Here is an 11,967-nt window from a genome sequence, read left to right as displayed (position 1 = left end):
CAGAGTACCGTCCAGAGAAAGTTATAGCAATTACTGGATTATTTTCATCACGTTACCATTGTGTATCGCTTTGTAATCCTCAGTATTCAACACCACTGACTTCTCCAACACCCCGGCATTAAACGCAATTTCGTCGTAGCGTTCAAACAGCGAGGGATCCACCACCAGCATTAAGTCGGCATGAAAACTGAAGGGCGGAATAGCGCCAAACACACAACCGGTGAGCACATCAACTTCTGCCGGGCTGGCGAGTGAAGCGCGACGCCCCCCCACGGCTTCCGCGACTTTGCTTAAATCTGCCTGCTGATCGGCAGGTAGCACCGCCAGCACATGTTGCTTGATACCGTTGCCCTTGACATGACACACCAGCGCTTTTGCCCCCTGACCAACTTCGGTGCCACGAATAGCGGCCACCGCTTCACACTTACCTGTTGCTTCATGCGACATCAGACGATAACGCGCCTGATGCTGATCAAGCAGGGTAAGCAGTTTTTCATGGGGGGTCATGGTGTGGGGTCCTTTAGAAAATGGGGCGTATGCTGCTCAACGATGTTGAGCAGCATGTTGCACAATCGCTTACTTATGACGCGCACGCAGATTGTTGATAATGGTGCTCAGATCAAGCTCCTGATCCTGCAACAACACCAACAGATGGTAGATCAAATCTGATGCTTCATTGGTCAGCTCGTGACGATCATTGACCGTCGCAGCCAGCGCGGTTTCTACGCCTTCTTCACCTACCTTCTGTGCAATGCGCTTGGTACCGCTGGCGTACAGCTTCGCGGTATAGGAGCTGGCCGGGTCAGCATGTTTGCGCTCTGCCAGCAGTTGCTCCAGTTGATACAGGAAAGTCCAGTCCGGTGCTGCCGGAGAGAAACAGCTGGAAGTACCGAGATGACAGGTAGGGCCTATCGGGTTTACCAGCACCAGCAGCGTATCGTTGTCGCAATCTGGTGTAATGCTGACCACTTGCAGGAAATGACCCGAGGTTTCGCCTTTGGTCCACAGACGATTTTTGGTGCGCGAGAAGAAGGTGACGTTGCCCTCCGCGAGGGTTTTCTGCAACGCTTCCTCGTTCATATACCCGTGCATCAGCACTTCGCCAGAGACGCTGTGCTGGACGATAACGGGCATCATGCCCGCGGTTTTGACCCAATCCAGACGGGTCAGTTGTTCTGCAGTTAACACGCGCGAATCTCCACACCGTTGTCAATCAGGAAGCTTTTCAGCTCACCGATATTAATAATCTGTTTGTGAAACACCGAAGCTGCCAGCGCGCCATCAACATTGGCTTGCTCAAACGCTTCGAGAAAGTGTGCCATGGTGCCCGCACCACCGGAAGCAATCAACGGCACCTTGCACACATCACGCACTTTCTTCAGTTGTACCAGGTCGTAACCGTTGCGCACGCCGTCCTGGTTCATCATGTTGAGCACGATCTCGCCTGCACCCAGCTTCTGCACTTCCTGCACCCAATCCAGCGTCTCCCATTGGGTAACGCGGGTGCGGGACTCATCACCGGTATACTGGTTAACGTGATATTTACCGGTTGCTTCGTCAAACCAGGTATCGATACCCACCACAATACATTGCACGCCAAAGCGATCGGCCAGGCGGGTAATCAGTGACGGGTCAGCCAGCGCGGGCGAGTTGATAGAAATTTTATCGGCACCGAACTCCAGAATGCGCGCGGCATCCGCTTCACTCTTGATGCCACCTGCCACACAGAATGGAATATCAATCACTTCCGCTACCCGTGATACCCAGCTCTTATCCACCACACGGCCATCAGACGAGGCAGTGATATCGTAGAACACCAGTTCATCGGCCCCTTCCTGTGCATAACGCTGCGCCAGCGGTACGATGTCGCCAATGATTTCGTGATTGCGGAACTGAACCCCTTTCACCACCTGTCCGTCACGAACGTCGAGACAGGGAATTATCCGTTTTGCCAGCATGCAATGGCCTCCGAAACCGTAAATTTATCTTCCAGCAGTGCGCGACCGACAATCACGCCCTGCGCACCGCTGCCGCGCAGGGCGGCGATATCGTCCAGCGAACCAATGCCGCCGGATGACTGAAACGCGATATCCGGGAACGCATCAGACACTTCCTGATACAGGGCGACATTGGAACCGCTCAGCGTGCCATCACGCGAAATATCGGTGCACAGCACATGCTTCAGACCAACCGGCTGATACCAGCCAATGACCTCTTCCAGCGTTACGCCTGCTGCTTCCTGCCAGCCGCTGATCGCCACTTCTTTGCGATTGTCGGCGTCGATACGCACATCCAGCGCCAGCACGATGGCATCTGCGCCAAACTCCCGGAACCAGCTTTTCACCTCTTCCGGTTGTTTCACGGCGGTGGAACCCACCACCACGCGACTGGCACCTGCCGCCAGCAACGCCGCGACATCTTCACGATTGCGGATACCGCCACCGACTTGCACCGGAACGCTGACGCCGCGCAGCAGGGTTTGCAGTAATGGGATCTGACGTTTGGCCGGATCTTTGGCACCGGTCAAATCCACCAGATGCAGCACCTGCGCCCCCTGGCGTTCGTAGTCCTGCAAGCGTGGCAGCGGATCGCTACCGTAGTCACGCTGCTGGCCATAATCGCCCTGATGCAGACGCACCACTTTGCCGTCGATTAAATCTAAAGCGGGAATAATCATTACATCTCCAGGAAATTTTTCAGCAGCTGCGCACCCGCTTTACCGGAACGCTCCGGGTGGAACTGCACGCCGAAGAAGTTATCTTTTTGCAAGGCGGCAGTGAACGGCAAGCCGTACTCGCACTGAGCAATGGTATTGGCGTTGACCGGCATGGCGTAGCTGTGCACGAAGTAGAAATAGCTACCGTCGTCGATACCGCGAAACAGGTGGTTTCCGGCCTGCGAGGTGATCTGATTCCAGCCCATATGCGGCAGAGGTAAACCTTTGGTATCCATCAGCGTTACCGGCTCATCAAGGATGCCGAGCGTGGTGACGCCGCCATTCTCATCACTGCCGCGTCCCAGCAGTTGCATACCGAGGCAAATCCCCAGTACTGGCTGCGTACAGGCTTTTACCAGCTCGATCAGATCGCGTTCCTGTAACTGGTTCATGGCCGCCTGAGCAGTACCGACACCCGGCAGAAACAGTTTATCTGCGCGCAGCACCACATCAGGATCACGGCTCACTTCCGGGGTATATCCGAGGCGCTCAACCGCCCACTTTACCGACGACAGATTGGCGCAGCCGGTGTCGAGAATCACCACGTTCATCACAGCACTCCTTTCGAGCTCGGCAGGGTGTTACCGTCCACGCGGATCGCCTGGCGCAGAGTGCGACCAAAGGCTTTAAACAGGCTTTCCACGCGATGGTGATCGTTGCGTCCTTTGGTTTTCAGGTGCAGGGTGCTCATCATGGCGTAGGAGAGGGAGCTGAAGAAATGCTCGACCATCTCAGTGCTGAGGTCGCCCACGCGCTGATAGCTGAACTCCGCTTTGTATTCGAGGTGCGGGCGACCGGAGATATCCAACGCACAACGCGCCAGACATTCGTCCATCGGCAACACGAAGCCGAAACGGCCAATACCACGTTTATCCCCCAGCGCTTTCAGCAGGGCTTCGCCCAGCGCCAGACCGGTATCTTCTACCGTGTGGTGGTCGTCGATATACAGGTCGCCTTTCACATCAATATTCATGCGTAAGCCACCGTGTACCGCAATCTGGTCCAGCATGTGGTCAAAGAAGCCGACGCCGGTGTTGATCTTGCTGCCGCCTTCACGGTCGAGCCACACTTCAACTTTAATCTGCGTCTCTTTGGTGTTGCGGTTAACCAGCGCATAGCGATCGCGCTTGGTCAGACGTTGCTGGATAGCGTTCCAGTCTTCACCTTCTGCACCGTAACGCAGGCCCTGAATACCCATATTTTGCGCCAGCTGGATATCGGTGTGACGATCGCCGATCACATAGCTGTTCGCCACATCCAGCGCGCCTTCTGCCAGCCAGGCTTCAACCATTTTGGTTTTTGGCTTACGGCAATCGCAGTTGTCTTCCGGCTTATGCGGGCAGATCAGAATGTCACTGAAACGAATACCCTGCGACGTCAGGATCTGCATCATCAGGTTGTGCGGCCCATCAAAATCGGCCTGCGGGAAGCTGTCGGTGCCCAGACCATCCTGATTGGTGATCATCACCAGCTGGTAACCGGCGCTTTGCAGCGCCAGCAGGGCAGGGATCACGTTTGGCTCGAAGGCCAGCTTGTCCATGCGATCCACCTGAAAATCCACCGGGGGTTCAGAGATGATGGTGCCGTCGCGGTCGATAAAAAGGGTCTTCTGACTCATGCTTGCTCCACAGGTAAGGCTTGCAGCGCGGCGATCAAGCGCTCGCACTCTTCACGGGTGCCGATTGAGATGCGCAGGCATCCCTCCAGGCCGGGGTTTTTATTCTGGTCACGCAGGATAATGCCTTCATCCCACAGGGTTTTAAACACTTTCGGTGAATCGGTGAAACGCGCCAGAATATAGTTTGTCTCGCTTGGGAATACCGCTTCCACACAAGCGATCTGCGGCAGCTGTTCCAGCAGCCAGCTACGGTTGGCATTCAGTTGCAGCGCGTGTTCACGCATCAGCGCCAGCCCCTGATCGCTCAGCGCCTGAGCCGCCACATCCGCTACCGGGGTGGCGAGCGGGTAAGGTGCAATCACTTTCAGCAGCAGGTCGATCACTGGCTTGTTCGCCAGCGTAAAGCCGCAGCGCAGGCCAGCCAGCGCAAAGGCTTTCGACAGGGTACGCAGGATCACCAGATGAGGATAATCTTTCAACCAGCCTGCCAGCGTCGCTTGCGGGCAAAATTCGATATAGGCTTCATCCGCCACCACCAGCGCTTTTCCGGCGGTCATATCCAGCAGGGCGCGGATATCGTCCGGGTTTATCAGGTTGCCGGTCGGGTTGTTCGGACTGCACATATACACCACTTTTACCCCGTCGAGCTGGTCAGCAATGGCGGGCAGATTCAACTGCCAGTTGTCCAGCGCTGGCACGGTGCGGTATTCGATACCGATGGTTTCAGCGCTGACGCTGTACATGCCATAGGTTGGCGGGCAGAACAGAATCGCGTCTTTGCCTGGCTCACAGAAAGCACGCATCACCAGTTCAATACCTTCATCCGCACCACGGCTCACCAGCACCTGATCCGGCCTGACGCCGGCATAACCGGCGTAACGCTCGATCACCAGCTTCGGCTGGCATTCCGGGTAACGGTTCAGCGTCTGCTGCGACAACTCAAACGGCACCGGCAGCGGGAATTCGTTGGCGTTCAGCCACACATCACCGTTCCCCCCCAGGCGACGGGCTGATTGATACGGCGTCAGCGCGCGCACATTGGCGCGGGCCAAATCTTCAACATTCAGGCTCATGCTTGCTCCTTCAGGGCCGCAACACGCAGGGTAACGGCGTTTTTGTGGGCTTCCAGCTGCTCAGCGGCGGCCAGGGTTTCGATGGTGGCCGCGAGGTTAAGGAAACCCTGTGGCGTCAGTTCCTGCACGGTCATACGCTTCTGAAAATCCGCCAGACCGAGGCTCGAGCAGGTGGCGGTGTAGCCGTAGGTCGGCAGCACATGGTTAGTGCCGGAGGCATAATCACCGGCTGACTCAGGTGACCAGTCACCAAGGAACACCGAACCGGCGCTGGTGATGCTATCGACCAGGTCACGCGGAGTACGCGTCTGAATAATCAGGTGCTCAGGGCCGTATTGGTTCGAGATGGCGACGCACTGCGCCAGATCTTGCGCCACAATCAGGCGGCTGCTGGCTAACGCCTGACGCGCGGTGGCGGCACGCGGCAACTGCGCCAGTTGCTCGTCAACTGCGGCTGCAACGTTGTTTGCCAGGTCCAGTGATGGCGTCAGCAGAATCACCTGCGAATCCGGGCCATGTTCGGCCTGGGACAACAAATCAGAAGCCACAAAGGCTGGGGTTGCGCCAGCATCGGCAATCACCAACACTTCAGACGGACCGGCAGGCATATCTATCGCTGCACCATCCAGACGCTGGCTCACCTGACGCTTGGCCTCGGTGACATACGCGTTGCCTGGACCAAAGATCTTGTCCACTTTTGGTACGGTGTCGGTGCCGAAAGCGAGGGCGGCAATCGCTTGCGCGCCACCAACCTGAAACACTTCCTGCACGCCGCACAGTTGAGCGGCATAGAGGATCTCATCGGCAATCGGCGGTGGTGAGCACAGTACCACACGGCCACAACCGGCGATGCGTGCCGGGGTTGCCAGCATCAATACGGTGGAAAACAGCGGGGCAGAACCGCCAGGAATGTACAGGCCAACCGATTGCACCGGGCGCGTAATCTGTTGGCAGCGCACGCCGGGTTGCGTCTCCACATCCACTGTCGCCAGAATCTGTGCGTTGTGGAAAGTTTCGATATTGCCCACGGCCACGGCCATTGCCTGCTTCAATCTGTCGCTCAGGCGGTCACTGGCGGCTTGCATCTGCTCGGCCGTCACACGCAGGTTATCCACCTGCGCTTTATCAAATCGCGCGCTGAATTCACGCAGCGCATCGTCACCGTTCTCTTTTACCTGTGCCAGGACATCACGCACCACCTGGCTGATGCTGTCGGAGGCGGAAATCGCCGGACGCATCAGTAACGCCTGTTGCTGCTCGGTGCTGCATTGCTGCCAATCAATCGGGGTCATCAGGGCGCTCATTCGGTCACTCCAGCATTTTTTCAATCGGCAGCACCAGAATTGAGCTGGCACCCAGGGCTTTCAGTTTTTCCATGGTTTCCCAGAACAGCGTTTCGCTGCTCACCATGTGCATCGCCACACGGCTGACTTCACCGGCCAACGGCAGGACGGTAGGACGCTCCGCACCTGGCAGTAGGGCAATCACTTCTTCCAGACGCTCGCTCGGCGCGTGCAGCATGATGTATTTGGACTCACGCGCTTTGATGACACCCTGAATACGTGTCATCAGTTTGTCGACCAGCTCTTGTTTGGCACCGGACAGCTCACCGTCACGTTGGATCAATACCGCTTTGGAGCGATAAATGACTTCAACTTCGCGCAGGCCATTGGCCTCCAGCGTGGCGCCGGTGGACACCAGGTCGCAAATCGCGTCGGCCAGACCGGCACGGGGTGCCACTTCAACTGAACCATTCAGCAGACAGGATTTAAAAGCAACGCCTTGTTTATCGAGATACTTTTTCAGCAGGTGAGGGTAAGAGGTGGCAATGCGGGATTTATCAAGGCATTGCGGACCGGTGTATTCCGCGTCAACCGGCATTGCCAGCGACAGGCGGCAACCGCCAAAATCGAGACGACGCAGGGTAAAGTAACGCGGATCCTCACCCTGGGCGCGGCGCGTTAACAGCTCCTCTTCCAGCACGTTTTCGCCCACGATGCCAAGATCCACCACGCCATCCATCACCAGTCCGGGAATATCGTCATCGCGCACGCGCAGGATGTCGATTGGCATGTTTTCCGCAAACGCAATCAGACGCTGCTGCTGAAGGTTAATTTTAATGCCACAGCGTGCCAGCAGTTCGCGTGATTCATCACTTAAACGGCCAGATTTCTGCATAGCTATGCGTAAACGGGTGTTATCTAACATGGTTCCTGTCCTCTTATTCATTCCTGTCTGAACTCAGTTGGGTTGCGTCAGCCCATAAAAAAACCCCCGGAAGATGATCTTCCGGGGGCTCTCTTTGCGCTCACACCACTGGAAGATCCTAAACGTCTTCCAGCACACATCGCCTGAAAGACTAGTCAGGATGATGGTGATGATGGTGGTTGAACTGAACGCGTGTCATAAAAAATTCCGTTGCTGAATGGGTATTCATTTGCGTGCTGATTAACCTAGCGAAGATAGCGCCGTGTGGCAAGCCTTTTTTAACGTCAATTTCTGGAATCTCCCGCAACAGTTAGCGCTGGTTTGACACCCACGACAGCACTAAGATGAAGTGTCTTTGAGCAGCGAAGCCGGGAGTCGATATGAAAAAGGTCGCGATTGTGGGGCTGGGATGGCTGGGCATGCCGCTGGCGATGGCGCTGGCGACACGCGGCTGGCAGGTGACGGGCAGCAAAACCTCGCCAGATGGGGTAGATGCGGCTCGTCGTTGTGGCATTGAGGCGTTTCAACTGGTGCTGACACCTGAGCTGGAGTGTGAGGCAGAAGATCTGGAAGCGCTGATGTCGGTGGATGCGCTGGTGGTGACCTTACCCGCCAGTCGTACGGTGCAGGGCGGTGAAGATTATATGCAGGCGGTACAAAATGTGGTGGATACCGCATTAGCCTTTAAGGTCCCGCGGATTATCTTCACCAGTTCCACTTCAGTGTATGGTCCTGGTCCGGGGGTGATGAAGGAGCACAGTCCGTTGCAACCTGAAACCGTGGCGGGTAAAACGCTGGTGGCGCTGGAGAACTGGTTGCACGATTTGCCGGGAACCTCAGTGGATATTGTTCGTCTCGCCGGGCTGGTGGGACCCAATCGTCATCCCGGACGTTTCCTTGCCGGGAAAACGGATTTACGCGATGGCGCACATGTGGTGAATCTGGTGCATCTGGATGATGTGGTGGATGCAATTGTGCTGTTGTTGCAGACGCCGAAAGGTGGGCATGTATATAACCTGTGTGCGCCGAAACATCCGACGCGTCGTGAATTTTATCCGACAGTAGCGCGTCAGCTTGGACTGACCGCGCCAACCTTTGTGGCTGAGCAGACGGGGAATGCAGGCAAAACCATTGATGGCAATGCGATTTGCGATGAACTGGGCTTCGAATACAGTTGGAATGACCCGATGACGATGCCATTGGAATAGTGGCGTAAATCATGGGGCCTGTCATAAGGCCCCATGGTGAGGGATTAACTCTCTACCGCAGCATTATGTTGCATTGGTGATTCGATGGCGTTACTTCGCAAAATAAATAGTTTTTTAAAAATATACATACAAGAAAGGATGCACATTATTTCAAATACAAAATCAACTCTAAATCCTGAAGCGTAAACAGTAGGAGACATTCCCAGCATTGTTACGGTCATAAACCCCAGAAAAATAGCAATAATTGGGAGGGTCGAGATCATTTTGTTTATCAACATGTCCAACATAATGATAAACAGGGACGAAATGACAATAAATAAATACAAGTAAGAAAGAAAAATTTTCTCTGATGACCAGTTAGATGCATCCAGTGTCGTGCTATAGAAAAAGGAAATATTAGAGAAGAAACCAGTCAGTGAGTTTGTTATGGATAATGCAATAAATGTCATCATGACAACCATCGCAATCTTGATTGATAGCAGCATCTTACCACCCACAGATCTCAGGGCAATAATAGCTGCGACAAGACCGATCAATGGGATATTGCATCTGAACGTCATTAGCTGATGTAACTTATCAAAGCCAAGCGAAAGTTTATTTATAAGGCCATAAGTGGTATATTGTGGATACCAATTCCATGGTTCAAGTAATAATCTTTGCTCGTTTCCCGGCGCCTTGAGGCAAATAGCCAGGTTTATTATGCTTATTGTAAGAATTGTTATATTAAACTTGCTCCTTGATTCTTTATTTGACAGCAAGATGCAGCTGATTGCTATTACATATGCAATGCCTGCCTGCTCCATATATGAAAAATAAAAAACTGCGATAAAACAGAAAGCTTTCTCAATTGGCTTGTTGCTGTTGGTATACGTCACAGAGAAAGAGTATATAGCAAGGGTTACGGGAAGAAGATAATTATAAAATCCGGTAATCCACCATGATGCATCCGTGTTTATATTGTTTGGGATGGTGGCAAATAACCCCAGTGTAATAGCAAAAGATATTACACTGACTTTCTTATTTACAATTCTTGATAGTGAAAAACACAAAACAATGACAGCCAGAGGGACGCCAATCTTCCAGAAAGCCTTAAAGCTAATGGTAGTTGTCATCAATAGTTCAATAGGGAATCGGCCCGTCCATGTAAAATATCTTTCAACAAGGATTTGGATGATATGGTTTGAATTAAATATGCTAATAAAGTACTGGTCATCAGAAAAATCACGGAGATGTAATTTTCTCACAATAATAAATAGGTATGTAAACGCACAAATGAGGACAGATGTTTTAATCCATTTGTTTGCAATGATATTTGGCTGCATGGCCTGCTCCTTTGCTGTCCATTGAAATAATCATGATATCGTGCGTGAAACTGCTTCTTGATAAAAAACCACTCCTGGTAGCAATGAATCCTGACTTGTCATGATTAGAGGGGATGGAAGGTGCAGAGTCATCAATTTTTCTAACTACGGTGGAACTCATTAACTCAATCCATTCACCGTTTTTTTCTTTTGCATAAATCCTGTTCAGAACTTTTGTGTTTCCTGGAACGAATGCCCATCCTGTCACGGTTATCTTTTTTTCTTCAAAATGACAGGTGTTGACAGAAAAGCTTTCGAGCTGATATTCGGCTGCTTCAGGTGTGGCTGGCGAGGCATTGTTCCATGACCTGAAAAACAAATAGGTCATAATTACAGAGGTAACTAGCATGACAACAAATACCATGTTTAGATTTATATTTATTCGCCTTGAATTTATATATTTATTTTGGCTCATTCTTATTCTCGTCGTTCTTTATTATATAGCGCGGTCTTTTCTTCGTCTCAATATAAATTCTGCCAATATACTCCCCAAGAACGCCAATCCCAATCAGCTGAATGCCACCGAGGAAAAGGATTGAAACCAGAATTGAAGGATAACCTCGTACCGGGTTGCCGAAAATAAGGGTGTTTAACACCATATAGGTGCCATAAATAAAGGATAACCCGGCAACAAACAGGCCAATATAGGTCCACATACGTAGAGGAAAGGTGGAAAAGGAGGTGATACCTTCCAATGCAAGGTTCCAGAGTTTCCAGCCATTGAACTTAGTTGTGCCCGCAACGCGCTCTGCTCGGGTATATTCAATGACTTCAGTTTTACCACCTACCCAGCTCAAAACGCCTTTCATAAACAAATTTCTTTCAGGCAGCAACTTGATGTTCTCGACAACTTCACGAGACATCAGTCGAAAATCGCCCACGTTTTCTTCAATCTGTGGTTTGCTAATCTTATTGTGTAAATGGTAGAACCACTCGGCACTTTTGCGCTTCAGATGAGTATCTGACGATCTGTCGATACGTTTTGCCAATACCACATCAGCACCGTTCCGCCACTTCTCAACAAGTTGGGGAATTATCGCAATCGGGTCCTGCAAATCGACATCAATCGGGATAACCACATCTCCCGTTGAGGCTTCAAGTCCGGCAAAGAGAGCGGGCTCTTTGCCAAAATTGCGGGTAAAGGTGACATATTTAACCAGCTGATCATCGAGGCTAATATTTTGCAGTATCTGTTCAGTGCTATCCGTGCTTCCATCATTAATAAAGACAATCTCAACGTCATCATCGCCAAATCCATTGAAATTCCGGATGGCGTTATAAAAGACCGGCAGTGCTTCTTCTTCGTTAAGAACAGGAACTATCAGTGAGATTTTCATTTTCGCACCCTGAAAACGAATAATTTTGACCAGAAAAAACCGCAAACCAGGCTTATCGCCGAGAAAAGGATCAGAGTCAGCAGTGGATTGATATGTGCGTTATCAGCAGCCCATCCCACAGCAAGCGCGGTGGCCCCCATAAACACGGTATAGAAAATATATCGCGCCGTGGTGGCTTGCGCGTTAAATGTCCATCGGGCGTTGGCAAAAAATGAAAAGGTGACAGCCGTGCAAAACGCAATGAAGTTCGAGACGGATTGCTTAAAACCAAGATTGTACAATGTGCCAAAAATAACCCAATGAATCAGAGTATTAAGGACACCAATTGAGGCATATCGGGTAAACCGTTTGAGCATTTTGCCACCCATTCTGGAAAACGCTCACGATCTTGTCACCAGAACAGCGATATAGCAAGTTTTGGTAAGGATAACGTTATTAACTGTAAG

At 52.1% G+C, this 11,967-nt stretch carries 15 protein-coding genes and 1 other annotated feature; of the genes, 1 reads left to right on the top strand and 14 read right to left on the bottom strand.

Annotated elements, in window-relative coordinates; genetic code table 11:
* Positions 1 to 30 precede the first annotated feature (30 nt).
* From AC6I8T_RS13730 to hisL, 10 genes are all read right to left on the bottom strand, one after another.
* Positions 31 to 507, bottom strand: coding sequence for a YbaK/prolyl-tRNA synthetase associated domain-containing protein (locus AC6I8T_RS13730; RefSeq protein ID WP_497834027.1), 477 nt, complete (start codon positions 505 to 507; stop codon positions 31 to 33).
* 69 nt (positions 508 to 576) lie between these two features.
* Positions 577 to 1,188: a bifunctional phosphoribosyl-AMP cyclohydrolase/phosphoribosyl-ATP diphosphatase HisIE gene (gene hisIE / locus AC6I8T_RS13725; protein WP_208724005.1), complete on the bottom strand. Its 612-nt coding sequence runs from the start codon at positions 1,186 to 1,188 to the stop codon at positions 577 to 579.
* Positions 1,182 to 1,958, bottom strand: a complete 777-nt coding sequence (gene hisF, locus AC6I8T_RS13720) for an imidazole glycerol phosphate synthase subunit HisF (protein WP_021185951.1) — start codon at positions 1,956 to 1,958, stop codon at positions 1,182 to 1,184. The genes hisIE and hisF overlap by 7 nt, the downstream gene beginning before the upstream one ends.
* Positions 1,940 to 2,677, bottom strand: a complete 738-nt coding sequence (gene hisA / locus AC6I8T_RS13715; protein WP_208724006.1) for a 1-(5-phosphoribosyl)-5-[(5-phosphoribosylamino)methylideneamino]imidazole-4-carboxamide isomerase — start codon at positions 2,675 to 2,677, stop codon at positions 1,940 to 1,942. The genes hisF and hisA overlap by 19 nt, the downstream gene beginning before the upstream one ends.
* Positions 2,677 to 3,267 (bottom strand): imidazole glycerol phosphate synthase subunit HisH, encoded by a 591-nt coding sequence (gene hisH, locus AC6I8T_RS13710; protein ID WP_208724007.1) that lies wholly within the window; start codon positions 3,265 to 3,267, stop codon positions 2,677 to 2,679. The genes hisA and hisH overlap by 1 nt, the downstream gene beginning before the upstream one ends.
* Positions 3,267 to 4,334 carry a bifunctional histidinol-phosphatase/imidazoleglycerol-phosphate dehydratase HisB gene (hisB, locus tag AC6I8T_RS13705; protein ID WP_021185948.1) on the bottom strand — a complete coding sequence of 356 codons (1,068 nt, stop codon included), beginning with the start codon at positions 4,332 to 4,334 and terminating at the stop codon, positions 3,267 to 3,269. Before hisB ends, hisH begins: the two co-directional genes overlap by 1 nt.
* A complete protein-coding gene (hisC, locus tag AC6I8T_RS13700) occupies positions 4,331 to 5,407 on the bottom strand; it encodes a histidinol-phosphate transaminase (protein ID WP_497834026.1) in 1,077 nt (358 codons plus the stop codon). The genes hisB and hisC overlap by 4 nt, the downstream gene beginning before the upstream one ends.
* Positions 5,404 to 6,711: a histidinol dehydrogenase gene (gene hisD / locus AC6I8T_RS13695; protein WP_497834025.1), complete on the bottom strand. Its 1,308-nt coding sequence runs from the start codon at positions 6,709 to 6,711 to the stop codon at positions 5,404 to 5,406. Before hisD ends, hisC begins: the two co-directional genes overlap by 4 nt.
* A 4-nt stretch (positions 6,712 to 6,715) precedes the next feature.
* Entirely contained in the window at positions 6,716 to 7,615 is a 900-nt protein-coding gene (gene hisG, locus AC6I8T_RS13690; protein WP_013509717.1) for an ATP phosphoribosyltransferase, read from the bottom strand.
* Positions 7,616 to 7,669: 54 nt separating this feature from the next.
* Positions 7,670 to 7,791: a sequence feature (His leader region), on the bottom strand.
* Positions 7,767 to 7,814, bottom strand: coding sequence for a his operon leader peptide (hisL, locus tag AC6I8T_RS13685; protein WP_100396937.1), 48 nt, complete (start codon positions 7,812 to 7,814; stop codon positions 7,767 to 7,769). It overlaps the preceding feature by 25 nt.
* Positions 7,815 to 7,995: 181 nt before the next feature.
* Here hisL and AC6I8T_RS13680 point away from each other — a divergent pair, with 181 nt between their 5' ends.
* Positions 7,996 to 8,823 carry an SDR family oxidoreductase gene (locus AC6I8T_RS13680; RefSeq protein WP_208724010.1) on the top strand — a complete coding sequence of 276 codons (828 nt, stop codon included), beginning with the start codon at positions 7,996 to 7,998 and terminating at the stop codon, positions 8,821 to 8,823.
* A gap of 44 nt (positions 8,824 to 8,867) precedes the next feature.
* On the opposite strand, the gene AC6I8T_RS13675 is transcribed toward AC6I8T_RS13680, so the two are convergent.
* From AC6I8T_RS13675 to AC6I8T_RS13660, 4 genes are read right to left on the bottom strand one after another with little or no spacing between them, the layout of a single operon-like run.
* Complete coding sequence (locus tag AC6I8T_RS13675) at positions 8,868 to 10,145, bottom strand: DUF6056 family protein (protein ID WP_497834024.1); 1,278 nt, start codon at positions 10,143 to 10,145, stop codon at positions 8,868 to 8,870.
* A complete protein-coding gene (locus AC6I8T_RS13670; RefSeq protein WP_497829230.1) occupies positions 10,111 to 10,599 on the bottom strand; it encodes a hypothetical protein in 489 nt (162 codons plus the stop codon). Before AC6I8T_RS13670 ends, AC6I8T_RS13675 begins: the two co-directional genes overlap by 35 nt.
* Entirely contained in the window at positions 10,586 to 11,521 is a 936-nt protein-coding gene (locus tag AC6I8T_RS13665; protein WP_208724013.1) for a glycosyltransferase family 2 protein, read from the bottom strand. Before AC6I8T_RS13665 ends, AC6I8T_RS13670 begins: the two co-directional genes overlap by 14 nt.
* Complete coding sequence (locus AC6I8T_RS13660) at positions 11,518 to 11,877, bottom strand: GtrA family protein (protein ID WP_208725570.1); 360 nt, start codon at positions 11,875 to 11,877, stop codon at positions 11,518 to 11,520. The genes AC6I8T_RS13665 and AC6I8T_RS13660 overlap by 4 nt, the downstream gene beginning before the upstream one ends.
* Positions 11,878 to 11,967: the final 90 nt, after the last annotated feature.

The organism is Pantoea sp. X-Soil-OKNW-556 (genome assembly GCF_059730695.1).
This window is presented reverse-complemented; position numbering and strand designations above follow the sequence as displayed.

Excerpts from the sequence above, each read along its gene's own strand:
- AC6I8T_RS13730 (WP_497834027.1), bottom strand. The coding sequence starts at position 507 with ATGACCCCCCATGAAAAACTGCTTACCCTGCTTGATCAGCATCAGGCG.
- hisF (WP_021185951.1), bottom strand. The coding sequence starts at position 1,958 with ATGCTGGCAAAACGGATAATTCCCTGTCTCGACGTTCGTGACGGACAG.
- hisA (WP_208724006.1), bottom strand. The coding sequence starts at position 2,677 with ATGATTATTCCCGCTTTAGATTTAATCGACGGCAAAGTGGTGCGTCTG.
- hisH (WP_208724007.1), bottom strand. The coding sequence starts at position 3,267 with ATGAACGTGGTGATTCTCGACACCGGCTGCGCCAATCTGTCGTCGGTA.
- hisB (WP_021185948.1), bottom strand. The coding sequence starts at position 4,334 with ATGAGTCAGAAGACCCTTTTTATCGACCGCGACGGCACCATCATCTCT.
- hisC (WP_497834026.1), bottom strand. The coding sequence starts at position 5,407 with ATGAGCCTGAATGTTGAAGATTTGGCCCGCGCCAATGTGCGCGCGCTG.
- hisD (WP_497834025.1), bottom strand. The coding sequence starts at position 6,711 with ATGAGCGCCCTGATGACCCCGATTGATTGGCAGCAATGCAGCACCGAG.
- hisG (WP_013509717.1), bottom strand. The coding sequence starts at position 7,615 with ATGTTAGATAACACCCGTTTACGCATAGCTATGCAGAAATCTGGCCGT.
- AC6I8T_RS13680 (WP_208724010.1), top strand. The coding sequence starts at position 7,996 with ATGAAAAAGGTCGCGATTGTGGGGCTGGGATGGCTGGGCATGCCGCTG.
- AC6I8T_RS13675 (WP_497834024.1), bottom strand. The coding sequence starts at position 10,145 with ATGCAGCCAAATATCATTGCAAACAAATGGATTAAAACATCTGTCCTC.
- AC6I8T_RS13670 (WP_497829230.1), bottom strand. The coding sequence starts at position 10,599 with ATGAGCCAAAATAAATATATAAATTCAAGGCGAATAAATATAAATCTA.
- AC6I8T_RS13665 (WP_208724013.1), bottom strand. The coding sequence starts at position 11,521 with ATGAAAATCTCACTGATAGTTCCTGTTCTTAACGAAGAAGAAGCACTG.
- AC6I8T_RS13660 (WP_208725570.1), bottom strand. The coding sequence starts at position 11,877 with ATGCTCAAACGGTTTACCCGATATGCCTCAATTGGTGTCCTTAATACT.